This window comes from Phocaeicola sp. GP0067, from assembly GCF_031119655.1.
GTDB classification, from domain to species: Bacteria; Bacteroidota; Bacteroidia; order Bacteroidales; family Bacteroidaceae; genus Phocaeicola; species Phocaeicola vulgatus.
This window is the reverse complement of sequence record NZ_JAVHZY010000033.1, coordinates 20,325-45,946: the sequence shown is the minus strand read 5'-3', so window position 1 is coordinate 45,946 and position 25,622 is coordinate 20,325. Positions and strand designations below refer to the sequence as shown.

20 protein-coding genes and 2 pseudogenes are annotated in these 25,622 nt (G+C 41.4%); 10 read left to right on the top strand and 12 right to left on the bottom strand.

Translation table 11 applies throughout. The annotated features are described in order from the left end of the window. Positions 1-374: 374 nt before the first annotated feature. The 3 genes and pseudogenes from RE317_RS18550 to RE317_RS18540 form a co-directional block, all read right to left on the bottom strand. Positions 375-751 (bottom strand): annotated as a pseudogene (locus tag RE317_RS18550) (transposase); the annotation flags it as partial. Positions 752-782: 31 nt separating this feature from the next. Further along, a pseudogene (gene tnpB, locus RE317_RS18545) lies at positions 783-1,132 on the bottom strand (IS66 family insertion sequence element accessory protein TnpB). Next, a complete protein-coding gene (locus RE317_RS18540) occupies positions 1,120-1,524 on the bottom strand; it encodes a hypothetical protein (protein WP_117889542.1) in 405 nt (134 codons plus the stop codon). Before RE317_RS18540 ends, tnpB begins: the two are co-directional and overlap by 13 nt. 710 nt (positions 1,525-2,234) lie before the next feature. On the opposite strand from RE317_RS18540, the gene RE317_RS18535 reads away from it, so the two are divergent. The 10 genes from RE317_RS18535 to RE317_RS18490 all read left to right on the top strand — a co-directional run bounded on the left by RE317_RS18535 (position 2,235) and on the right by RE317_RS18490 (position 15,427). Next, positions 2,235-2,861 carry a hypothetical protein gene (locus RE317_RS18535; RefSeq protein WP_117889538.1) on the top strand — a complete coding sequence of 209 codons (627 nt, stop codon included), beginning with the start codon at positions 2,235-2,237 and terminating at the stop codon, positions 2,859-2,861. Beyond that, entirely contained in the window at positions 2,858-3,685 is an 828-nt protein-coding gene (locus RE317_RS18530; RefSeq protein ID WP_117889536.1) for a nucleotidyl transferase AbiEii/AbiGii toxin family protein, read from the top strand. The genes RE317_RS18535 and RE317_RS18530 overlap by 4 nt, the downstream gene beginning before the upstream one ends. 21 nt (positions 3,686-3,706) lie before the next feature. Further along, positions 3,707-4,324, top strand: a complete 618-nt coding sequence (locus RE317_RS18525; RefSeq protein WP_117889534.1) for a hypothetical protein — start codon at positions 3,707-3,709, stop codon at positions 4,322-4,324. A gap of 104 nt (positions 4,325-4,428) precedes the next feature. Then, on the top strand, positions 4,429-5,553 hold the full coding sequence (locus tag RE317_RS18520; protein WP_117889532.1) for an ATP-binding protein: 1,125 nt from the start codon (positions 4,429-4,431) through the stop codon (positions 5,551-5,553). Between the two features lie 66 nt (positions 5,554-5,619). Next, a complete protein-coding gene (locus RE317_RS18515) occupies positions 5,620-6,237 on the top strand; it encodes a hypothetical protein (RefSeq protein ID WP_133304098.1) in 618 nt (205 codons plus the stop codon). A gap of 68 nt (positions 6,238-6,305) precedes the next feature. Continuing rightward, positions 6,306-8,744 carry a type I restriction-modification system subunit M gene (locus tag RE317_RS18510; protein ID WP_117889528.1) on the top strand — a complete coding sequence of 813 codons (2,439 nt, stop codon included), beginning with the start codon at positions 6,306-6,308 and terminating at the stop codon, positions 8,742-8,744. Positions 8,745-8,798: 54 nt separating this feature from the next. After that, entirely contained in the window at positions 8,799-9,989 is a 1,191-nt protein-coding gene (locus tag RE317_RS18505) for a restriction endonuclease subunit S (protein WP_117889526.1), read from the top strand. After that, a complete protein-coding gene (locus RE317_RS18500) occupies positions 9,986-11,599 on the top strand; it encodes an AAA family ATPase (protein WP_117889524.1) in 1,614 nt (537 codons plus the stop codon). Before RE317_RS18505 ends, RE317_RS18500 begins: the two co-directional genes overlap by 4 nt. 1 nt (position 11,600) lies before the next feature. Next, entirely contained in the window at positions 11,601-14,732 is a 3,132-nt protein-coding gene (locus RE317_RS18495; RefSeq protein WP_118430292.1) for a type I restriction endonuclease subunit R, read from the top strand. After that, the gene (locus RE317_RS18490) at positions 14,732-15,427 is read left to right on the top strand and encodes a M48 family metallopeptidase (RefSeq protein ID WP_117889521.1); all 696 of its coding nucleotides are present in this window, start codon (positions 14,732-14,734) and stop codon (positions 15,425-15,427) included. Before RE317_RS18495 ends, RE317_RS18490 begins: the two co-directional genes overlap by 1 nt. A gap of 1,021 nt (positions 15,428-16,448) precedes the next feature. Here the strand turns inward: RE317_RS18490 and RE317_RS18485 are convergent. From RE317_RS18485 to floA, 9 genes are all read right to left on the bottom strand, one after another. Next, positions 16,449-17,519: an AAA family ATPase gene (locus RE317_RS18485; protein WP_008669462.1), complete on the bottom strand. Its 1,071-nt coding sequence runs from the start codon at positions 17,517-17,519 to the stop codon at positions 16,449-16,451. Positions 17,520-17,523: 4 nt separating this feature from the next. Continuing rightward, positions 17,524-17,898: a helix-turn-helix domain-containing protein gene (locus RE317_RS18480; protein ID WP_008630047.1), complete on the bottom strand. Its 375-nt coding sequence runs from the start codon at positions 17,896-17,898 to the stop codon at positions 17,524-17,526. A 73-nt stretch (positions 17,899-17,971) separates the two neighbouring features. Further along, positions 17,972-18,688, bottom strand: a complete 717-nt coding sequence (locus tag RE317_RS18475) for a hypothetical protein (RefSeq protein WP_234248227.1) — start codon at positions 18,686-18,688, stop codon at positions 17,972-17,974. A 243-nt stretch (positions 18,689-18,931) separates the two neighbouring features. Then, positions 18,932-20,047 carry a site-specific integrase gene (locus tag RE317_RS18470; protein ID WP_008669464.1) on the bottom strand — a complete coding sequence of 372 codons (1,116 nt, stop codon included), beginning with the start codon at positions 20,045-20,047 and terminating at the stop codon, positions 18,932-18,934. Positions 20,048-20,166: 119 nt separating this feature from the next. After that, the gene (locus tag RE317_RS18465; protein ID WP_008669465.1) at positions 20,167-21,042 is read right to left on the bottom strand and encodes a helix-turn-helix domain-containing protein; all 876 of its coding nucleotides are present in this window, start codon (positions 21,040-21,042) and stop codon (positions 20,167-20,169) included. Between the two features lie 270 nt (positions 21,043-21,312). After that, positions 21,313-22,806, bottom strand: a complete 1,494-nt coding sequence (gene mnmE, locus RE317_RS18460; protein ID WP_032934854.1) for a tRNA uridine-5-carboxymethylaminomethyl(34) synthesis GTPase MnmE — start codon at positions 22,804-22,806, stop codon at positions 21,313-21,315. A 13-nt stretch (positions 22,807-22,819) separates the two neighbouring features. Then, complete coding sequence (locus tag RE317_RS18455; RefSeq protein WP_005851783.1) at positions 22,820-23,305, bottom strand: GAF domain-containing protein; 486 nt, start codon at positions 23,303-23,305, stop codon at positions 22,820-22,822. A gap of 209 nt (positions 23,306-23,514) precedes the next feature. Next, positions 23,515-24,393 (bottom strand): nucleoside phosphorylase, encoded by an 879-nt coding sequence (locus RE317_RS18450; protein WP_005839407.1) that lies wholly within the window; start codon positions 24,391-24,393, stop codon positions 23,515-23,517. 193 nt (positions 24,394-24,586) lie between these two features. Then, positions 24,587-25,585, bottom strand: coding sequence for a flotillin-like protein FloA (floA, locus tag RE317_RS18445; protein WP_005839405.1), 999 nt, complete (start codon positions 25,583-25,585; stop codon positions 24,587-24,589). Between the last annotated feature and the right edge of the window lie 37 nt (positions 25,586-25,622).

The following is a 25,622-nucleotide window of genomic DNA, read 5'->3' as shown; positions in this document are numbered from 1 at the left end:
GCAGCTTAAAGAAAATGAACAGATTTGTATAGTGATGAACAAAAAAGAGGTGCATCGTGCATTACGACACACCTTCTTGCACCACAGAAATACACACTGAAAATCAATACTTTATACTTCTTGTAAAACCACGGGTGCAACCTCGTTTCTTGCACCGCCTCCTGCTTTTATGCTTTTCCTGTAATCCGGTGATTCCGAAAAATAAAAAATCCCCCGAAACATTTCCCTTTTTCGGTCAAAATCCCTATATTTGCATCAGTTCCAAGAGCAAAGCGAAGCAATGCAGCGAAACCCGCACAGCTACCAAATCGCTACCGGCTACCGAACTTTCAACTCTTTAAGTCTTATCTACCAACCGATTACAAAAAAACGATTGTTTTTTCCTCAAAGAGACGACCGTCTTGCGCATAGGTGTGTATCTTGTAGACGTGCTTGATGAAGCGCATGGGTACACATTCATAGCGGACACATATTCAGGTAGCGATGGTAACCAGCCGGGCGTTATTGATGTCAAAATCAGGATCGTCGGGATAAACGTCATGTTCCTCCTGCTCCATCTCATAATGCATGCCACGTTTGGCCCCATTGTTCTTTCTGGCTTTACGCTTATCTGCTTCGCTTCTCTCTTCTGCCGCTCTTCCTCCGGCAATGCAGGTTGAGGGGGTTGTTGCTGTTCGGATGTGTTTGATACAAGTTTGGCGATCCCCTTAGTAAGACGCTGTTGCTTGCTAAGAGATTCGCCTTTTTGAAGAAATCAAATAGCTAATATACAGTATATTACATTAAATCATAAAACATTTTCGCAACCGTACTGACTTCAATGACACTCCATTTAAGATAAAAGACAAAATCTGATAAGAGATCTCATAATTGCCTATATGGGGGTTAAATGTCGGCAACTCAAAACTTCCACCTTCCAGACGCTTGTAGTACAGGAGAAAGCCATCACCATCCCAACGCAGTATTTTTACACTCTGCCGGTTTTTGCCAAAGAATAAAAATACATCTCCGGAAATGGGGACAACTCCTTCATTTGAGAGCGTATGATTTTGAATAAACCGTCAATGCCAAGGTTCATACGGACAAAGCCCTGGTACAGATAGTATCGATTGGCTGATGTTAGAGAATACATGGATCTCCCTCCTTTCTTTCGTAATCGCGTAACATTTTAATAATACCCCCGGGAGTGGTCCGTTTGACCAAAATGGTGGTTCCACTGTTAAAGGTGATTGTGATCCCGGAAAGACTAAACTCTTCTTCCGACAACATGGCGGGGGCTATTTGAGTGAACGAAGGAGAGGAAGTTGTCGGTCGGGAGGGTTCAACGCCACCATAATAATCACGGACCATATCCGCCTTGGCTTGTTTAACGCTATAGTCCCGTCTGGACATCCAGGAACTCATACTTCCAAAAGTGGTATGCTGATCGCGGCAAACATCGGCTAAAGAACAATTGTAGTCTACTTTCAATACTTCAAGGAAATGTTTCCAAGTTTTTCCAAATCGATTTTCTGCTAAATCCATAATGATTCATTTTTATACATGGCAAAAATATAAGAATGAAAAATGGGCGACAAGATAGAATCGCGGAGACGCTTACTCCAATTCCGTATTTTTTATATGTATGTATTTGTTTATCAGTGGTTATAGTATTTGATATTTTAGAAACTAAAAGATTGAGGGTATCTGTATAAAGCAATAATTATCTATGATTTAGATAGATTTTATAGTGAAAAGTTCCCAAATTACATAGAGGGGCGTAAATTTGTCCCCCCGTATGTGGCTTGGGGGACAAACGGGGGACAAAAATATTGAAAAATAGGCATAACAAAAGAAAATACCTTTCCTAAAACTATTATTTTGCCATATTTAAGTCGTTTTTAGTCAGTATTTTAGATTGTTTGTAATTGTAACTATATGATAGTTAGGTTACTTCCCGATATAAATCACAAGAAAATATAAGCACTGCAAAAATAGTATGTGTCATTCCCTGAAAAAAGTTGACTCGCAAAATCAAAAAAACAAATGCGAATCAAACATTCACTCAAACGGGAGCTTTATCATGGGAAAGCGATGGATCTATACTTCAAGGAAGGTATATGCGGAACCCATATCTGCAAGATTCTGCCCATATCTCGCGCCACTAAAAATCATGGCTGCACACATAGTAATATTCTGAGCAGAAAAATATATTTAATATACTTTGATATTAAAATAATTGCTACCTTTGTGCCATGAACAATCCATTGCAACAATTAGGAAATATCCCTGTTACTGCTTCCGTTTTGGAGTCCCTGTTCCCTCATATCAGGGGCGGAAGCCAGAAACTCAGGTTGCTTGAGCGTGACAAACAGATAATACGTCTCAAGAAGGGACTTTATGTGTGTAGTCCGGAAATAACGGGGAAAACCCTTTCGACAGAATTGATAGCCAATCATCTGTATGCCCCTTCGTATGTTTCCATGTCATCGGCTCTGCGCTATTATGGGCTGATACCGGAAGAGGTTTACACCAAACAGTCCATGACTTTGAAGTATGCCAAGAACTTTGACACGCCATTTGGACGGTTTGAATATACGCATATCTCGAAGGCCGCATTCTCTGTTGGGCTGACAAGCATCAAGAAAGATGGCTACGCGTTTGTGATGGCTACACCTGAAAAGGCTCTGTGTGATCTGATTGCCAATTCTTCAAAAGTGAATTTGCGTTATCTGAAAGATGCCGAAATTTATCTGGAAGAGGATATCCGGATGGAACGAGAGGATTTTTTGCAGATGGATGCCCGGTTGTTTGAGGAATATATCAAGGTCGGCAAAAAGGCCGATTCAATCCGTACTTTACTTAAATTGCTGAAGAAATGAAGAATGAGATTTATGACAATATGCTCTCTGCATATAGTGTGACAACAGAACAAGAAAGGTGTAATGCCATATTTGAAGTAAACCAGCAGGTGATACTTGCCGGGCTCTACAATGGCGGTTTCTTCGATGTGGCCGCTTTCTATGGCGGTACCTGCCTCAGAATTTTTCATGGTCTCCAACGCTTCAGCGAGGATATGGATTTTTCCCTCCTGGCTCCCGATGACAAGTTCGATTTCACGAAATACTTCCAGCCGATAATAGATGAATTTGCCATTGTCGGTCGTGAGGTGGAGATTAAAAAGAAAGACAAAAAGAGTTTTGGTAAGGTGGAATCCGCTTTCCTGAAAGACAATACGGATGTATATGACCTGTCTTTCCAGACCGATAAATCCATAAAAATCAAAATTGAAGTTGATACCCAGCCACCGTTGAATTTCAGGACTGAGCAAAAGCTGCTTCTACAGCCTCACTCCTTCATGACACGCTGTTTCACTTTACCGGATTTGTTTGCCGGGAAGATGCACGCATTGGTGTATAGGGGTTGGAAAAACAGGGTGAAAGGTCGTGACTGGTATGATTTTGAATGGTATGTCCGCCACAATGTTCCTCTTGATTTTGCCCATCTCGCAGAGCGTATCCGCCAGTTTAACAATGAAGAAATCGGGCAGGCAGCGTTCATGGCTCAATTGAAAGACAGATTGGCTTCGACTAATATCAATCAAGTAAAGAACGATGTCCTTCCGTTTGTCAGGAACCCCAAGGAACTCGACATCTGGTCAAACGATTATTTTGTCCAGTTGGCGGATATGATGAAGTTTGAATAGTTACTATTAATATTACTGATTATGGCAAAACAGATTTTGATAGGCATTACGGAGCGGGAATTGAGTGAGATTGCGCATTATCTTATGATATATTTCCCATATAACGAGGAAATGTGCAGCTATACGGATGCATGGATGGGGGAACTTTATGAGAACAAATATCCGCTAGTTGCTAAGGGTATGTGGTCGGGAATAATCGATTTGAAAACACATAAACTGCTGAATTGGAAGCCTGAATATGGGGATCTGTACCTGCAGGCCAAGATATGCGACAGCGGAACATATTTCCTGCTCGATAAAGATAAAAAGGTGATATGCAAGATAGCCGGTTATGTGCCAAACGGTCTGGTTCCGGATTCGGATGACTGTGGAGACTATATCCGTTTGAGGATCAATAGTGACGGTACGATAGAAAATTGGCCTGAGAATCCAGACTGTTCCGATTTTATCGAAGGATCCGAGTCTGTAGAAAGGATTGATATGGACATTGAAGAAGAACCGATACTGGATACTAGAGTTGAGTTCACTTACAGTCAACTTATGTCAAAGCTGCTTCGGTTGCCTAAATTTTTGCAGTTGGAAATAGGAAAGGCGTTAGTGGCAAATGCCTCGGAAGGATTTGAGAAATCGGACGAATGAGTATGTTTTACTTTTTAATCAGATTATTTTGCCATCTTATTTTTTATCGCGACATTTGCATTACGATAAACTTGTAACGAAATAATGGAAATAATTGGAATAATATGAAGCCTAATAATCCTTTCCTCATTTCGGGATATTACAGTCCTGAATTCTTTTGCGACAGAGAGCAGGAGACAGGAACTATTCTTGATGCGCTCCACAATGGGCGCAATGTGGCATTGATAGCACCACGCCGTATGGGTAAGACAGGACTGGTCCGTCATGCTTTTTATCGTTTGAAAGAGGAACAGCCTGATATTGTCACTTTCTATTTGGATACATACTCAACCCAGTCATTAGGAGATTTTGTAAGATTGTTTGCCAGTACGGTATTAGGGCAGTTGGACTCCGTTCCGCAAAAGGCTTTGAGTCGGATACGTCAATTTGTCCGAAGTTGCCGTCCTGTCTTTACTTTTGATGAATTGACAGGTGTTCCTAAGGTGACGATAGATGTGGCTCCGGCAGAGGAAGAAAATACTTTGAAAGAGATATTCGAGTATTTGGGTTCATCGGAGAAACGGTGCTATGTCGCCATTGATGAGTTCCAGCAGATTACAGAATATCCGGAGAAAGGAGTCGAGGCTTTGTTGCGTTCCTATATTCAGTTCCTGTCCAATGTGAACTTCATCTTTGCCGGCAGCAAGCAGCATATGATGCAAGAGATGTTCACTTCATCGAAAAGGCCGTTTTATCAAAGTACGCAACCTCTCACAATCGGACCGATACAACAGGATGAATACGCAAATTTTGCTACAGGGCATTTTTCTTTACATAATCTGGAACTGTCTCAGGATATTTTCAATTCGATTTATGAAAAGTACGAAGGACATACCTGGTATGTGCAGTGTCTTCTTAATCGCCTCTATGGATACGACCGCGATGTGGATATGAAACTGGTTGCATACGCCATAGATCAGATTTTATCCGAGTACAGCTACACTTATGCAGACATGCTGAAAGCATATTCTTCCGGTCAGGTGCGACTGTTGAAAGCAATCGCCAAGGAGGGCTGTGTCAAGGAAGTTTTGGCCGGGGATTTTATCAGCGCCTACAGGCTTCGTGCTGCAAGTAGCGTGAGTGCAGCATTGAAGAAACTGCTGGGAAACGAACAGGTTTATCAGACTTCTGGCGGTTACATGATATATGACCGCTTTATGGGCGAGTGGTTAAGGAGGCAAGGGTTTTGAATCATTGTTGTGTAATTAATTAGTTTTATATCTAATATGTCATTCGAAATAATTGTTGATTGTATAATGGCTTTAGGTGCCTTGGCTACAGCTGCAACTTTTGTTCTTGTTCTCATAAATCAGAAAGGGACACAGAAGCAGATTGACAGCCTGTCGCAAATGGCAGAGATGTTTTCTCGTCATTATCAATTGGAACGTATTCAAGCTGGAAGCAATATATATCCGAAAATTCAGATAAGTTTGAAGGATGATTTGATGTGGGGACTGAAGATTCAGGTTAAAAATAACTCATATCCGGTAGAAGTGTACCGGATTATAATATATGAACCTCGAACACATTTGGATATAAAATTGAAACCTAAAAGTGAATATATTCAAGTACGGCAAGGGGAGACAAAATGTATTTTACCAGGCGAATTAAGTCGTCAATCGCTATATGCTTTTGGCGCATCGATAAGAATATATCTTATTACGCCTTTTGAGGAAGCATACGAGATACGGTATATGGCTACAGACAATCAAAATTGCTATCAGTCTGAGCCAATTCCTATACTATATTCCAAAGATGAGCATGAATCTTCAAAAACGCAAGTTACTCAAATCAAACAATATTCGATACATGGAGGCATTCAGGGAACCATAAAGGACAACTTCCCGGAAGTCGCAAGAGAATTAGATGATTGATTTGGCTATTATAGCGGAATAATAAATGAAAAAACTAAATGAATTTATTATAAACAAGATAAATCATTATGGCAGTAAAAAAGTCAGAACTATATAGTACATTGTGGAAATGCTGCGACGAGCTTCGTGGCGGTATGGATGCAAGCCAATACAAGGATTATGTGTTGGTAATTCTTTTCGTTAAGTACATCAGCGATAAGAGTCGCAGTGACGAAGGGTTTGATATTGATATTCCTGGCGGCTGTTACTTTGAGGATTTTGTTGCCCTCAAAGGCAATCCGAATATTGGGGAGGAGATGAATAAAAAGATGGCAGCACTTGCCGAGGCTAATCAACTTGATGGCGTTTTTGTTGCCGACTTTGAAGACGATGCCAAGCTCGGTAAGGGAAAGGATAAGGTTGAAACTCTCAGTAAACTCATTGCAGTTTTCCAGAATGAGAACCTCGATTTTAGCAAAAACAGAGCTGCCGATGACGATCTTATAGGAGATGCTTACGAGTATTTAATGAAAAATTTCGCCACCGAGAGCGGTAAAAGTAAGGGTCAATTCTACACACCGGCAGAGGTCAGTCGTGTGATGGCCAAAGTCATCGGATTGGGCAATGCCAGAAATGGGAAAAAGACAACTATCTATGACCCTACTTGTGGCTCGGGGTCTCTGCTTCTGCGTGCTATATGTGAGACTCCAGATGGAGCGACCATCTATGGTCAGGAGAAAGACAATGCAACCGTTGGCTTGGCAAAAATGAATATGATTCTCCATAATGAGATCTATGCTGACATCAAGCAGGGAGACACGATTAATGACCCTCAGTTCAAAGATGACGACCAACTCAAGACATTTGACTACATTGTCGCAAATCCACCGTTTTCTACAAAGTCTTGGTTGAAAAGTGCAAAGACTGAGGATGTATACCATCGTTGGGGAGAGGGTATTAAAATCGGAGTTCCTCCGGAAAAGAATGGTGATTATGCTTTTCTACTCCATATTGTGCGCTCTCTGAAACAGACCGGTTGTGCAGCTTGCATTTTGCCTCATGGCGTTCTATTTAGAGGTAATGCAGAGGCTCAGATTCGTAAATATCTCGTTGCAGAGAAACGATACATTAAGGGAATCATAGGACTACCAGCTAATCTCTTTTATGGTACAGGTATTCCGGCTTGTATCATTATCATTGAGAAGTCGGAAGCAGCAGGTCGTAAAGGGGTGTTTATGATCGATGCTAAGAATGGATATATTAAAGACGGAGCAAAGAATCGTCTGCGGGAACAGGATATTCGCCGCATTGTCGATGTTTGGCAAACACAGCGCGATGTACCTCATTATGCGCGCTTTGTGCCTATGGAGGAGATTGAGCGTAACGATTACAATCTCAATATTCCTCGTTATGTATCTGCTCCCGACACTGAGATTCTGCAAGATATCGATGCACACCTTCATGGAGGTCTACCCAAACACGATATAGATCAACTTGAGGCCTATTGGGAAGTGTGCCCGTCACTTTGTAATGATCTCTTTTGCGACCATCCTACACGTAAAGGTTACTATTCTCTGGAGTGTAACCCGGATGCGGTACGTGATGCCGTTGCCGAGAATATTGATTTCCGTAAGCAGAGCGATGCTTTTCAGAGTAGTTTTACGGAGTGGTGTAATTGTCATCGCAAACAACTTTACTCCCTCGTATCCGGATTTGCACCCAAGAAACTTATTGAGCAACTGAGCAACTCATTGTTAGAGATTTTCAGGGTTGATAAGTCGCTTGTCGATGCGTATGATGTCTATGACTGCCTGATGAATTACTGGAGCGAAACGATGCAGGATGATTGTTATATGATTTCGTCCGGAGGCTGGACGGTGCAACTGTACACTCCACAGCCTGCTTCCAAGAAGAAAGACGAAAAGAAGAAGGAGAAAAAGGCCGTCGCTCCCGAAGATGTCGTTTGCGACCTGCTTCCTGTACCAATTGTTATTGATGAATATTTTGCAGAAAAGCGGGATGTTATCGCTGCTGCTGAAGAGTTGCTGGGGCAAAATGAGGCGCAGCTTGCTGAACTGGTCGAGGAACAAGCGGATAATTATCTTGATGAGGACAATTTCCCCGATAGTAAGATGACCGATGCCAATGTAAAAAAACGAATTAAGGCACTCGATAAGAGAACTGATGCCGAAGAGATTGCCGTACTGCAAAAGTACCTCGATCTAAAAGGCGATATATCACTCAATAAGAAACTGATTAAAGAACGTAAGTATGACTTGCTTACTGCTTTGGTAGTCAAGTATGCCGATTTGTCCGAGGCAGAAATCAAGCGCCTGGTTATCGAGAAAAAGTGGTTCACATCGCTTGCCTTGCGTCTTGACTGTGAGATGCAACGAATCAGTCAGCAACTTACCTCCAAAGTATTGGCTCTTGCAGAGCGTTATGCCCAAACGCTTCCCGAGATTGATGCCGATATAACCGACCTAGAGGCAAAAGTTGCAGCACATTTGAAACAGATGGGATACTGATATGAGAATCGAGGTTACAAAGCGGGGTAATTGAATATTATTAAAACGTAAGTAATGGATATACCACAAGGATATAAGCAAACCGAGTTGGGAATAATACCCGATGATTGGGAGGTAAAACGAATATCGGATTTTACCTCGATTATTACGGGCGGTACTCCTAGTACTCTACGACCGGAGTATTGGGGTGGAAATATTATGTGGATGAGTTCTGGAGAACTAAATAAGAAATTTGTTTTTGATGTTGAAGGTCGAATAACTACTGAAGGATTATTAAATTCAAGTACACATATGATACCTCCATTTTGCGTGTTAATTGGTTTAGCGGGACAGGGGAAAACGAGAGGGACAGCTGCATATAATTATATTTCTCTATGTACCAATCAATCAATAGCAGCAATACTACCTAATGATAAATACGATTCGCTATACTTATATTATGTTGTAGATAGTAAGTATGATTATTTACGATTGCTTTCATCTGGAGATGGTGGACGCGGTGGATTAAATAAGAATCTTCTTAATTCTCTTGAGATTGTTTTCCCGAAAACTATTGCTGAGCAGCGGGCTATTGCGGAAGCGCTGAGTGATATAGATGGATTGATTGCAGCATTGGATAAGAAAATCGCCAAGAAACGCCTGATTAAGCAAGGGGCGATGCAACAACTCCTAACCGGCAAAAAACGCCTTCCAGGCTTTACCGACTCATGGGTAGAAAAGAAGTTAGGTGAGATTTTAGATTATGAACAGCCTCAGCCGTATTTAGTTGTATCAACTGACTATGTTGATAGTGGTATTCCTGTCCTTACTGCAGGTAAATCTCGGATATTAGGTTATACGACTGAACAATTTGGCATATACAATAAGTTGCCTGTTATTATTTTCGATGATTTTACTACGGATAGTAAATATATATCGTATCCATTTAAGGTGAAGTCATCAGCAATGAAGGTGCTTTCACTAAAAAACAATGATTACGATTTGCGATTAGTATATGAGTTGATGCAGCAGATAGATTTTCCGCTTAAAGATCATCAACGATATTGGATTTCAGAGTATAGTCAATTGACAATATCCATACCCAAAGATAGAGAAGAACAGACAGCAATAGCTACAATTCTGACCGATATGGATAAGGAGATAGCCGACCTTGAAGCCAAACGGGACAAATATAGCCTCTTAAAATCGGGCATGATGCAAAAGCTATTAACGGGTCAAATAAGATTAAAAATCAACCGAATATGAAGATACAAGAAGTACATCTGAATAAGTTTAAGAGATTCACAGATTTAACGATTAAGGATATACCAGAATCTGTCAAATTAGTGGTTTTGGTGGGACCAAATGGATGTGGAAAAACATCTATTTTTGAGGCCTTTAATCATTGGTATAAGTATAAAGGATATCGTTCATGGAACAGTTCTGATGTGGATTATTTTGTTAAAAGTGGAGATGTCCAAGATGTTAAATCCTCAACATGGTATGATGGTAGAGTAACAATTAATGCATACGATGAAGCATTAAATAGTGCAGATAACATTAAAGGATGCTTTTATTTTCGTACGGCACATAGAAACGAACCTGATTTTACGACTCAGACCTTATCAAAGCAGAATGATCCTAAAAATAATTTTAAATTTAACACGCTAATGACCACAGATGCCAGTGTTTCCGAAAATTATCAACGATTGGTTTCACATACACTTTCTGGTGTTTTTAGTGCTGCAAATGAAGATAAAACAGTAAAGTCTCTTAAACAAGAACTTATTGGGAAAATTGCAGAATCGTTAAGTCGTGTATTTGATGATTTGCAGTTATCGTCTATTGGAGAACCATTAGTAAATGGAAGTTTCTATTTTACTAAAGGGCGATCTCTCAATTTTCATTATAAAAATTTATCTGCAGGAGAAAAGTCAGCTTTTGATATTATACTTGATCTAGTTATTAAAGGAGAGTACTTTGACAATACCGTTTATTGTATTGATGAGCCTGAAGCTCATATGCATACAGCATTGCAAGCTAAATTACTGGCAGAAATGTATAATCTGATAAATGATCAGTCTCAACTTTGGCTCGCAACACATTCGATAGGGATGTTGCAACAAGCAAAAGAACTCGAGAGCCAACATCCTGGGAGTGTGGTTTTTTTGGATTTTAGTAATATAGATTTTGATGAAAAGACAACGATAACACCAACAACTATAGACAAAACTATTTGGAATAAATTTGTAGAACTCGCTTTTGGTGATTTCGCCAAATTAATTGCACCAGAAAGAATTGTATTCTGTGAAGGCGATGTTAAGGGGCGAAAGTATAAAGATTTTGATGCTCAGATTTATAGTAAAATATTTTCATCTAAGTATCCGACAACTTCGTTTGTGTCGATTGGCTCTTGTTTGGATATAGAGAATCCAAATAATATCAGTATGAAAATAATTTCTCAAGTGATGCAAAACTCTGAAATTATTAAATTTGTTGATCGAGATGATAAGAGTACGGAAGAAGTCGCTGAGTGTACTGCAAAAGGTATAAAAGTATTAAATCGACGTCATGTTGAAAGTTACATACTCGACGATGAAATTATAACAAAATTGTGCAATGCTGTTGGTAAGCCAGATAAAATAGCTGAGTGCATAACTGCCAAAACAGAAAAAATCGCAGCAAGTACTGCAAGAGGAAACGCTGCTGATGATATAAAATCTGCGAGCGGTGAAATTTATGTTGAATTAAAACGTATTCTTAATATGACAAAATGTGGTAATACCAAAGATGCGTTTTTTAGAGACACATTAGCACCTCTAATTACGGAAGATACCTCTGTATACAAGGAGTTGGAACGAGAAATATTTAGTTAATATGGACACAAACATAGGGGCAAAGGAGCGTGTAACGCAAAACAGGCTGATAGGACTTTTTAAGAATGTCTTAAAGTACACCTATCTTGGGAATTGGGAGACTCGTGAGGATAACGCCAATATCGAAGAAAAGTTGCTTACAGCATATCTCTCGCGGCGTGGCTATACCGACAAGGAGATACGGAGTTCAATCGTGAAACTCAAGCAGTCGGCAAACTCCCTTGGAGGCGGATTGTATAATGCCAACAAGGAGGTATATACCTTTTTGCGTTATGGCGTGAATATTCAGGCTGAGGTGACTGAAAAGAAAAAGATGGTACATCTTATCGACTGGGCCAACCCGATGGAGAATGATTTTCAGATAGCCGAGGAGGTAACCATTCAAGGCGCAAGTGATCGTCGCCCCGATCTGGTCGTGTATGTTAATGGTATTGCTCTTGCTGTAATCGAGCTCAAGCGTAGTACGGTCTCTGCCCATGAGGGTATTCGCCAGAATATCCGTAATCAACAGGACGGTTATATTCCTCGATTCTTTACGACTATACAGTTGCTGTTTGCAGGCAACGACACGGAGGGATTGCACTATGGTGTAATCAAAACTCCCGAAAAATTCTGGTTGCGTTGGAAAGAACCGTGTGGCGAGCCATGCCAGCCATCGCATTTTACAGCAAAGGAGTATCCCAATGAGCTGGATCGTAGTGTGTTGCAGTTCTTTGAGCCTGTAAGGTTATTAGAGTATATCCATGATTTTATCATCTTCGACGGAGGGATAAAGAAGACTGCACGTCCCAATCAATATTTCGCTGTCAAAGCAGCTCAACCCAGAGTTCGCAAGAAGCAAAACGGTATTATATGGCATTCGCAGGGTTCAGGCAAATCGCTTACAATGGTATGGCTGGCTCAGTGGATACGTGAAAACGTAAGCGATGCTCGTGTGGTAATCATTACCGACCGTGATGAGCTGGATAAACAAATAGAATCAGGTTTTAAAGATGTAGGTGAGCAGATTCAACGAGCCAAGAGTGGCGGTAAGCTGATTGAGATGCTCAATGCCGCCGAACCCTGGTTGATTTGTACGTTGATTCATAAATTTGGCAATAAGAATGACAGCGATGCCATATCGGTAGGAAATAAGAAAGCAAGTAAGTCGCTCGACTTGTATCTTGAAGAATTGGCAAAATCGCTCCCGGCTGACTTTTGTGCGAAGGGTAATATTTATGTTTTTATTGATGAATGTCATCGCACACAAGGAGGCATGCTTCACGAAGCCATGAAGCATATCATGGGCAACGATGTGATGCTGATAGGTTTCACAGGTACGCCTCTGCTCCATACGGATAAGAAGAAATCGATAGAGACCTTTGGCTCGTATATTCATAGTTATAAGTTTAATGAGGCAGTAAAGGATAAGGTTATTCTAGACTTGCGCTATGAGGCTCGGAATGTAGAACAGTACTTGGGCAAACGAGAGAAAATTGATGAGTGGTTTGACACGAAGACAAAAGGGTTGAGTTCTGTGGCTCGTGCCGCTTTGAAAGAGCGTTGGGCAAAGATGGAAAAGCTGTTTAGCAGCAAGGAGCGTATCGACCGCATTGTTGCAGATATTTGTCAAGATATGAGCACCAAGCGGGCTCTGGCAGGTGGTTATGGGAACGCCATGCTCGTGGCCGACAGTATTTATCAGGCATGTCGTTATTGGGAGGTTTTTCAATCGACAGAGTTGAAAGGGCATTGCGCTGTGGTTACAAGTTACGATGCAAGTACCGCATCGGTAAAAGACGAGTATCAGGGTGATGGAGAGACCGAGGACCTCACCAAGTATGAGGTATATCAAAAGATGATTGGCGATAAAACGCCGGAACAGTTTGAAACTTGGGCGAAAAAGGAGTTTACAGACCATCCCGGAGACATGAAGTTGCTGATTGTCGTAGATAAGCTATTGACAGGATTTGATGCACCGTCGGCAACCTATCTCTACATTGACAAAAAAATGCGCGACCATAATCTTTTCCAAGCAATCTGCCGTGTGAATCGAGTAGATAGTGAGGAAAAAGATTTTGGATATATTATTGATTACCAAGATCTGTTTGGAGCAGTAAAAAGTGCAATCGAGGATTATACAAATGGGGCATTTGATGGTTATGATGACGACGATATCGAAGGCCTTCTTTCGGATCGTCTTACCGAAGGTCGCAAAGCTTTGGAAGAATCTTTACAAGCGGTCTATACGATGTGTGAAGTGATACATCCGCAAACGCGAGAAGGCTATTTTGCGTATTTTGTATATGCCGAAACAACACCTGTGGAAGATCAGCAAAAAGAGTGTGAGGAGAATGCCAATAAACGCGAGACCTTCTATAAACTTGTGTCGCGTTTGGTGCGTCGTTATATTGATATAGCCAATGAGATGGAACAGGCTGGCTATACCACAGAGGAGGCTGCTGACATCAAAAAGCAGGTTGATTATTTCAATGATATCAAAGATGAGATAAAATTAAAAAGTGGAGATGCACTCGATCTTAAATATTACGATCCGGCAATGCGTCAGCTTATTGATAACTATGTGCGAGCTGAAGATAGTGAAAAACTGGTCGATTTAGCTGATATTTCGTTTCTCGACTTGATTGATACGCAGGGTGATAAGGCAATCGATTCACTGCCAAAGAAAATCAAGCAGAATGAGCGTTCTGTTGCAGAGATTTTGGCGGCAAATATGCGAAAAATGATTATCAGTGAACGACCGAACAATCCGGCCTACTTTGATAAAATGTCTGATTTGCTTAACCACTTGCTTCAAGAACAGAAAGACGGTAAGATCCAATACAAGGAACTAATAAAAAAACTCATCGAAAAACTGAAAGAAGCTCGATCGACTATCAAGACAAAGTACCCTGCAACAATTGATACAAAAGGGAAACAGGCTCTTTATGATAATCTTGGAAAAGATGAAACTTTGGCTCTCCGAGTTCACGAAACAATCAAAGCAAATGCACGTGACGGTTTCAGAGATATGGATAGTAGTGGTTTGAAAAAGATGAAAGCTCTTCGGAGAGCTGTTGAGCGTGTTTTGCAAGGAGTTGAAGTGAACATAGATGATATAATGCAGCTAATAGTTGCGCAAAGAGAATACTAATGACGATTATTGAGGTTGCTAATATATCTGCGGAAGTTGAGTGGAAAAATATTAAGAATGTGCATCTTACAATATATCCACCCAATGCTCGTGTTCATGTGTCTGCTCCTATTGGAATGGCAGAAGAGGCTGTGCGATTATTCTTGATTACGAAAATGTCGTGGATAAATCAACGTGTTTCACAGGTTCTTGATCAGAGTCGTCAAACGCCCCGCGAATATGTCTCTGGCGAGAATCATTACTTCAAAGGTCATAGGTATCGCTTAAAGGTGTTGTATCATCATGCATCTGCAAAAGTAGAAATTCAGGGTAATGAATATATTAAACTATACGTCCGTGAAGGGACAACAGCAGCACGTCGAGCAGAAGTGTTGCGAGAATGGTATCGTGCGGAGCTCAAATTGATGCTTCCTCCACTTATTGCCAAATGGGAAAAAATATTGGGTGTGAGTGTGAACAAATGGGAGGTCAAGCAAATGAAAACTTTATGGGGAAGTTGTAATCACCGTACACAAAATATTATTTTTAATCTAGAATTAATCAAGAAACCAGTTCGTTGTATTGAATATATTGTAGTACATGAATTGTTACATATTAAAGTTAGATTGCACAATGAAGAGTATACATCTTTACTAACTAAATATTTTCCGAGCTGGAAACAGTTGAAAGAAGAATTAAATGAATTTATTGTATAAATATTACCATTTGGACAAAACAGTTACCACATATTTGATTGACTGAGATTTGGAGGTAACACAGCATGTATTTACCAGCAATAAGATTTGCCAGATTTAATCTGACTTTTCATCTGTCCTCAATGCGCCACAAACCAAGCATAAATTGCTTAAACCGGTCGGCGGCATTGTTGGATTGGACATACTAAACGATACGCGATAATTGATGTTGCCGGAGAATGAGCTCTTGTTTGCCGGATTTTCAAGATGGATTGTTGCTGAGATTATCCAGTCAAGGAAATCATGTTTGCCAGAATACATGATAGCAGTTTGCCATAGCATGAAGCATTTTTTGTAAGTGAGTATGTGGTATGCTTATTGGATATTCGTAACTTGATTCTGATAGTGAGTTTGGCTATGGACATGACGAATCAAACTCAAAAATAGGGGATACAAAATCAACAATATGTCCAATAGCCAAAGCATGGGACTGTCCGATATTCTGCCGAAAGGATTCAAGAGTTTTGGTTCTAGACCTCGCATTTAGGAATCGTAGGCTTACCCTAGTTTCACATGATGTGTTTTTGCGCCAGCCATAACTATTGCCTCAAATCATAACTTGGTTAAAGTCCTATCTGATTCTTCTGCGGGAACTATATGCATAAAGCAGATATTATAGTTGGCTACAAAAGAGATAGAATTTATCGTGCTATGTCCAATCCCTACAGTGATTTTCCCGTGCCCAGCTTGCTGTTTTAAGTGGCACTCATCCCGCCGCCGAAAGGCGAGTGGGGTATTAGGCTCCCCCATAGGGTTTACTACTGGCAGACGGGCAAGCCCGGCATGGAGTATAGCTTCACTTCAAATAGTGCAGATGCTGTCCGGTTTCTAGTGTACATACAAAAGGAAGTATGGCAGATTGCACTTGTATGATGAAACCTGCCATAGCTTTGCTTTATTCCCATATCTACACCCCTGCATTAAAGTAAAGTCGGGAAATGTCACAGAAAAATGTCACACCGGGATTTTATGGTATAGGGGCTCAATAATGGAAATCCCGATTGAATTTGTATTCTTTCCCTTCTTTTACGACCATCCGCTTGTTGCATAGGAACTTTGCCAATTCCACCGTCTTGTTGTATCCCAGTTTTATCCCCAGCCGTCCATAGCCTTCTTTCAGCCGTTCAAGGTAACCGTTATAGCCGCCGATGTTCCCGTCCTCAAAAGCGGCGTTCAAAGCGGAACGGTGCGTATCCTCTGGTATTTCCTTATATGGATTGAACGGTTCCTTAGGCGGGCGTCCTGGTTGCCTTTTCTGGGGCTGATATGACTCCACCAGTTCGGGCAGGGAATCATCGTTTACCCGGAAGGCAAACGGTTCAAACTCACGGTCACGGCTGTGTATGACTTCCACCACGCTTATGGACTTGTCGTCTTTGTCTGGCTCTATCTGCATGACGGTTTCCGCCTTGTTGTTCAGTTCCGTGCCGACATGACCGCGTGCGTGTTCGTCATTCTTGTTCTGATGCAGGACGGTATGGATGTGTATCTGCCTGTCATCGGTCCATTGCATGAATTTGGATATCACATCGGTGGATTCTCCGGGTGAATTGATATCATGGATGAAGTCCCGGATGCCATCTATGATGACCAGACCTAAATCGGGTATCATGCCGATTGCCTCTTCTGTTATTGCCAGTCGTACTTCAGGCGAATATTTCCGGAGTGCCAGCATCGTTAGATTGTCTGCATCACAATCTTTCGGCAGACCTGCCAGTCTCAGGATTCTATTCAGAACAATTTGGCAATGGTTCTTGCCTTGTTCCGTGTCAACGTAGAGAATCTTCCTTTTTCCATCCGGGAAGCAGGCACGGTAATGCAGCACTGTGCCATTCTTCAGGGCGGCCGCAGCGATGGCGGAGACATTGAAGGTCTTCTTGCTTTTGGCCTTTCCAATGGATGCACTGAAGTTTCCCAGAGTCCCGATTGTGGAATCATCCACCATAAGCACGGAAGCGGACTGTTCGTATGTCCCGGTCACACTTATGACAGATTCTTTTATGTAGTTTCTCAATTCCTCCGGAGTAGGAATATTGCAGCTCGTCTTTTCCATATTCCTACAGTTCTCTTGGTTTGGCCTTATGTCTTGTCGCAGCAAGCATCTGCTCGTGTTCCTCCTCGAAGCTCAGAGGCACCTGGCTTTTTCTTCCGGTCTCCAGCCATTTGTCCAGTTCGTCGCGATATACGAACAGATGCTTCCCCTGCTTGATGACAGGTATCCCTCCGTGTTTGGCCTTGTAATAGAAGGATGACTTGGATATTCCAAGGTAACTGCATACTTCCTCGACGGTCATAGGGACATGCAGGTTTTCTTTGACAGGAACCTGTTTGGCAAAATTGTCCTTCAACGCATTTTCGAGACTCTCGATTCTTTCGCAAAGTTTGCCTACCACTTCCGGCAGGTCATTGAATGTCAGTTTCTCGTTTGGCATGTTTTTAATATTTAAATGTTTAACATGCTGCAAACCAACATAATGATATTATGCAGATTATAATCAGCAGAAACTAATTATCGCTGTCTGCTGAAGTTTGCATACAACTGAAATGATAGTCCCCGTTCTCCGGAACATCAATAGCAATTATGGCGGGAACTGAGTCACGAAGATTTTTACAAAGGTATTCGATTGTCGCATTTTCCAGTTCATGCGGGAATATTGTTTTTATGAACTTTGCCCTGTCGATTAAAGGGATATCAAGTCTCTCCCCGATATTCCATGCATAATGTCTTAGCGAAGGGGATTTGATTTGATTATCGGGCTTGGAACGAACCGGTTTATATAGTTCCGCTTGTCCGTATGCCAGAGATTCTATGTTCTCATGGAGAGTTTCAAGATCGTCTATGGATAAGAACTGTGACATTTCGTGTGTGATGTATTCATGTATCGCATGCACAATAGCGGTCTTTTTCTCCATTTCATTGCGCCGCAATTCTTCTATGCGGGCTTCATATTCCTTAAGATATGGACTCTCGACGTGTTTTTCACTGGTTGCATTATCAGTTGGAGGCAATTCTTCCTTGGTATCAGGATTTGCTTCGGAAGGGACAGTTCCTCTTGAGGACAACTCCTTGCAGCCAAAAGAAAGATGGCTTTTGGAGAGTAGAGAACAGAACAGGCGTTGCAGTGCAGCGCATGACATGATGGTTGCTACGGTTCCTAATATGACCGGAGTGGAATAGTCAATCAGGTCAATCTGATAATTGTTGTACAATATTGTTGCCACTGTCGTATAGGCGACACATGTAATTGCAAGGACCCGGCTTGTCTTTTTGATGGATATTCGGTTGTTATCTGCCATAAACTGTTATTATTTGGAATTATGATAGGACAAAAATAGATGTCCGGTTTCAGACAGTTGTAAATAATGGCAGAAAAATAGCCGGGAATTAAGAAAAAATATGGTTAGAGTATGATTTTTCGCTGAAAATCATACTCTAACCGATAAAACAGGCACGAATCAGTCAGGTCAGCCCTTCCTTGTCAATGTGATTTTTGTGGTCGCCTCACGCTTGTTGCTGTCGACTACTTTCATGTAGCGTTGAGTGGTAGTGATGCTCTTGTGCGCCATGTTGCTTTGGATAGTACGGATATCAGTACCGGCTGCAGCCTGAAGGGTCGCGTATGTCCTGCGGTATGAGTGGAAAGTTATGTTTTTGGTAATTCCTGCGGAACGGATCCATTCCTTCATAGGCTGCTGTGTCCAGCTCCGTTTCAGGCCTTTGAACACAAGACCTTTTTTCTCGGGACTGTACCCGATCAGTTCCAGAGCTTCATCGCTTATCGGGATGATGTCTTCCGTCTTGGTCTTCTGGGTGATGGTATGGACACATTTTCCTCCGGCTGCAAAGTCAACGATTTCCTCCCAGCAAAGGGAAAGTATATCACTGAGCCGCAAACTGGTCAGGCACGAAAAGAGGGAAGCAGTCTTTAGAACAGGTATCTTGCACGGAGTTTCAGCCAGACAATACAGCTCTTCCACACTCAGGTATTCCTTGGCAACATCTTCCGGTTCGATTTTTTCCAGAAAGTCATTGACATTGGTCTTTATCATCCTGTTGCGATACAGAATCTTCAGGAATCCCCGGAAAGTGGACCAGTAGCCGGAAGCGGAGTTCTTTGATATCTGTCCGTCACGCCGGAGTTGCTTTGCGTTAAGCAGGTATTCCCGGAACTTGTTGCACAGGTCCACATCTATTTCTTCGAAAGTGCATTTGCCGTGAACGAAGTTGTAGAAGTGTTGATAGACAAATCCCCATTTCTGGTCGTGCTTGCGGAGCTGCTTCCGGTAATACTCCAGAAAGTCTGCTTTGTACTTGCGTTTGTCGAAGAAATCGTACCGTTCATTTACGATGGCTTCAAACCTCCGGCACCGGATTGCTTCGGCCTTTTCCGACATAGCAGCGTTGAAGTCGCGTTCACGCTGATTTTTGGGATTGGCATAGATGTAAATGTTCAATCCTTCATGGCGGATGGTCTTCATTGTTTCCTGATCCCGGTAGCCCGGATAATAATCAAGGTAGAACGACAGCATACCTTTCTTCAAAGGGCGCGTCCTCAATGTAACTGTTTTGCATTCTGACATAATGTTGAATATTAAATGGTTGTAACTGATTTTTGCTGCGAAAATCCTTAATGCTTTTATACAGACTATAATCAGCAGGAAATAATTTCCCGATAATTACAGTCGGTCGCATTTAGCCACTAACGGGCTCCCATGATGTGGTCGAATTCCACCTTCAGAAAGCGCACGAACCTGCCTTTCTTCTCCCGTTTTATTTCGTGGAATTGCAGGATGCCGTAAACTGAATCCCTGGTGAGATTGTATTTCTTCATGGCTTCCTGTACTGTGTAGTATTCAGACGAGTCATCTTCGGCGGTCTGTTTTGACAGGTCGAAGTGAAGTTTGGAGTAGAATATCTGGCCGTGCTCTTTCTTAGAGGGGATGTTGTTGCGATAGACATGCGAACGGATGGCTACACGTGTCATTCCATATTTTTCCTCAATCTCTTCCGGTGTGTACCATTCGGTCAAGGCGTCATCCGTCTTGTACTTGGCAAATGCCGCATCGATATGCTTTTTGCTGTAATAGTTAAATTGGCGGACTTTGACTTTGGGAATTTTATGCTGTCGAGTATAAGTCCATACCCATTTAGCATTGACCTTATACTTTTCCGCTATTTCTTCAGCGGTATAGTATTCACTCATGTCAAAATCGTCTTTAGGAACTATTCGTTCATAAGGTTTTGTCTTTAACATTAGCTCAATATCCGCACGACGGATAAGAGATTTCTTCCCACTGATACGGGATGCTCTTAGTTTTGATTCCTTTACCAATTTATAAACATATTGGCGGGTCACCCCCATGAGCTTGGCAGCTTGTGCAAATGAGAAGAAATCTTGTCCTTCTGCAGCCTGTTTAGGTTGCAGTAATTCCTGCATTTTTCTCATCTGGCGTTTACGTTCCCGGATACGTTCTTTGTAACCGAGATTAGAGCACTGATGACTGCAATAGCAAGTCGTTGTTTTCTTAGCGATAAATGGTTTTCCACACCATTGGCAAATCTTTCTTACTTCCATATTTTCCTAATATATTTTGAGTTCAAATCTCTTTATTTCTCCTCTTTTGTGTCAACACACGTAAACCATTGTCAACACACGTAAACTACTGCGTCATCGTGACATCGGGGCAAATTCTGAAAATGTTCCGCGGTAGAAATACGGTAGAAAAATATGGTGAACAACAGTATCCAACTGTTTATAGCTGGATTTTTGGCAAACAAAAAAGCCGCTGAAAATCAGCGACTTCATTATAGTTGGTTCTAATTCGTTGCAGTTGATTACAATATCCTACTTGCCGATGCAAAAGTTTTGAAATATATTTTGCAATGTTTCTTCCGAGGTTATACCTCCTTCTGCAACAATCTCACTTAGTTCGTGGATACATTGTCTTAAATCCTCACTTACCAAATCTCCTGATAATTCCAATTGCAATCCTTCCTGTACTCTATGAATAGAATCCAATGCTCGTGTTAATGCTTCGTAATGGCGTACATTTGTAATGATAATATCGTTTTGGTTGACTTCCGGTAAGGCAGCTGCCTGTACTAACTTCTTTTCCAGAATCGTTATATTTTCCCTTTTCTTTGCTGAGATAAATAGTTTTTCCACTTTCATGTCAGCAAATATGGCTGACAACTCTTCTTTTTGTGTTGCTAGTAACAGATCTGACTTATTAAATAAAATAATCATCTTTTTCCCTTCGCAGTGTGGAAGAATGTCAGCTTTTAATTCTTCGAACCGCCTTTGGGCATCTGTAGAGTCTATCATCCATAAAATGACATATGCTTGGTCCATCTTTTGGAAAGTACGTTCTATCCCTAGATTTTCTATTGTATCGTTCGTTTGGCGGATTCCAGCTGTATCAATAAATCGGAATGTGACACCTTGTAAATTGATTGTATCCTCTATTACGTCACGGGTCGTTCCATGGATATCACTGACAATGGCTTTTTCTTCATTCAGCAACGCATTCAGTAAGGTAGATTTTCCGGCATTCGTTTCTCCGATAATTGCTACAGGAATGCCATTCTTGATTGCGTTTCCTACACTGAAAGAATGAGCTAGCCGGGCAATAACTTGTTCGATATGGGTAGCTAGACTGCTCAGTTCGTCACGATTGGCGAATTCTAGTTCTTCATGATCACTGAAATCCAGTTCTAATTCCATTAACGAAGTGAAATGAAGTAATTGGTTACGCAGGTTAGAAAGTTCTTTACTGAATCCTCCGCGCATCTGGCTCATGGCTAGGCGATGGGTGGAGGCAGACGATGAGGCTATCAGATCGGCAACAGCTTCGGCTTGGCTCAAGTCCATTTTTCCGTTTAGAAAAGCACGTTGGGTGTATTCACCTGGTAGAGCGGCACGACATCCATTATAGATCAGGAGTTGTATAACTTGCTGCAGGATATAAGATGAACCGTGACACATGATTTCCGTACTGTCTTCACCGGTATAAGAATGGGGGGCGCGGAACAAGGAAATTAAAACTTCGTCAATTACTTCTTCTGCAGAAGAAGTAATTGACGAAGTTTTTTGTAACGTTTCACTTTTTTCTTGCGGAATTTCACTCGTTTGTTGGAAAAGTGTATTATTAATTTTTCGCTTTGGGGAACAAATCTTTCCGAAAGTAAGAGTATATGGTGCTCGTTCTGTCAGTGGCTTGCCTGTGGCGGGTGTAAATATGCGTGACGTTATTTCAATCGCTTTTGGGCCAGATACACGAATTATTCCGATAGCTCCTCCCTGGGCGGTGGCAATGGCACAGATTGTATCTTGGTTTATCATTTTCATTTGGTTAATAATATAATGTTTTAGCTATAATGGCTGTTACTTCTTCTAAATAACGGCGGTCTGTTTCATCAAAAAAGTTTAATAGATTACTGTCAATATCCAATACTCCCTTTACTTGTCCATTAGCAAGAATAGGAACAACAATTTCGGAGCGGGAAAGAGAACTGCAGGCTATATGTCCGGGGAATTGTTCTACATTGGGCACTATCAAGGTTCGAGCTTCTGCCCATGAGGTTCCACATACTCCCTTTCCTTTATGGATGCGATAACAGGCGGTGCTTCCCTGAAAAGGTCCTAAAATAAGTTGGTTGTCTTTAACCAGATAGAAACCTACCCAAAAAAAGCCGAAGGCTTCCCGAAGAGCAGCAGCAGTATTGGCCAAAACACTTATTTCTTCTTTTTCATCTGATATTAAAAGTTCAAACTGAGGGAGGAAAAGACGGTAACGTTCTACTTTATTACTAGTTGTTTGTTTGAAACTGGTTTCCATATTTTTATTTGTTTTATGAGGGGACATCTTGTTGTTTTTTTACAAAAAATGGTCTTCTATGAAGCGATGTCCCCTGTTAGGTAAAAAGAGTTGGCTTATTCTGTAAAAAATCTGTTTATGCCAATCTTCTTCTGGATGATAATAAGAATAAGTCTTGATAGATGATCCGGTGAATCTTATCCATATTATATAGACAACTAAATTGGGAATTATATTCTTTCCAAGACTTTTTCTATCAAACCATCAATAGAGTTTTTATAGCCGGTATTGGCTTCCTTTATTAGTCGGTTGGCAATCACCATACATACAGTCATGGCTTTGTGTCCCATCAGGCGTGCTAATCCGGCAAGGGCGGAACTTTCCATTTCAAAGTTAGTGATGCGATAGTCATTGTATTCAAATTTCTCAATCTTTTCATTCTGTTTAGGATCGGCCAATGGGATACGGAGTTCTCGTCCTTGCGGACCAAAGAAACCTCCTGCGGCGATAGTTACGCCACGGACCATATCATTTTGCGCAATGCGGTCTATTAATTCCCGGTCGGCATCAATAACGTATGGGTGGGCGATGCATACATTACCTTCCCACCCCATGTAATCTATAAAAGCTTGTTCTAATTTCAGATCGCAAACCTCATTGCGTCCGGCGTAGAAATTAAGCAGTCCGTCAAAACCGATAGACTTTTCAGAACAAACATAGGTACCAACAGGAGTATAAGGCTGTAATCCGCCACATGTACCGATACGTACTAATTCCAATTGGCGCAAGTGGTCTTTTTCATAACGGGTATTGAAATCAATATTGGCCAAAGCATCTAATTCATTCATCACAATGTCTATATTGTCACAACCTATACCGGTGGAAACTACGGTGAGACGTTTTCCTTTATAAGTACCGGTAATGGTCTTGAACTCACGGCTTTCTATTTCACATTCTTTAGTATCGAAATGAGAAGCTACTAATGCTACACGCCCGGGGTCACCTACTAGAATTATTTTATTTGCCAACTGTTCAGGTTTGATATGAAGGTGGAAGATAGAGCCGTCGGGATTGATAATCAACTCAGATTCTGCATAATATTTTTTCATAATCTTTATTTTTGTGGTTAATGGCCAGTATAATTAATGTTATATTTCTTGTCTTTTTAATGAGTATGCAAACAGATTATTTCCTGGATGTAGATGTTACGGATTTATAAACTTTCATTGATATTAGCATTATCAAGAGAAAAGCAGTTCCATTCGCATCCAAGAAAAATATATTAATCGTTGAATACTAGTTTTATTTACTTAATGGCTCATTACCGAAAGTTGTTTCGGGTTTTGCAATATTTTCACGCATGGAGGTATCTGCTTGTATATTCTTCATGCGGTAATAGTCCATAATACCTAGGTTGCCACTACGGAATGCTTCCGCCATGGCCTTGGGTACTTCGGCCTCTGCCTGAATTACATTCGCGCGTGCCTCTTCTGCTTTGGCTTTCATTTCCTGTTCCAAGGCGACGGCCATTGCACGGCGTTCTTCTGCTTTGGCTTGTGCAATATTCTTGTCGGCATTGGCCTGGTCTATTTGTAAAGCAGCTCCAATATTTCTGCCTATATCAATATCAGCTATATCAATAGACAGGATTTCGAAAGCCGTACCGGCATCTAAGCCCTTGCGGAGTACTAATTTAGAGATAGAATCAGGATTTTCCAATACGGATTTGTGATTTTCGGACGATCCGATAGAGGACACGATACCTTCACCAACACGTGCTAGAATCGTGTCTTCTCCGGCACCTCCTACTAATTGGCGGATATTGGCGCGTACGGTGACACGAGCTTTAGCTATAAGCTGTATGCCGTCTTTGGCTACAGCGGTAACGGGAGGGGTGTCAATAACCTTAGGGTTCACTGACATTTGCACGGCTTCGAATACGTCACGACCGGCTAGGTCAATACCAGTTGCCATTTGGAAAGACAGTTCGATATTGGCTTTGGACGCGGATACTAGTGCGTGCACTACTTTTTCCACATGCCCGCCTGCCATATAATGAGCTTCCAATTCATCTCGGGTTATGTTGCTTAAGCCGGCTTTGTGTGCTTCAATCATTGCCGGGACAATGACATAAGGAGGGACATTACGGATGCGCATTAAGAATAATTGCACCAATGAGATGCGTACCCCCGAAACTTTGGCAGACAGCCAGAGGAAAAATGGCACATAATGAAAGAATAGTACCACGAAAATAATTCCACCTCCTATAAGGATGAAAGGAAGATAGTTGGGTTCGATCATAATAATCAGTTGTTTAAAAGTAAATATTTATATTTGA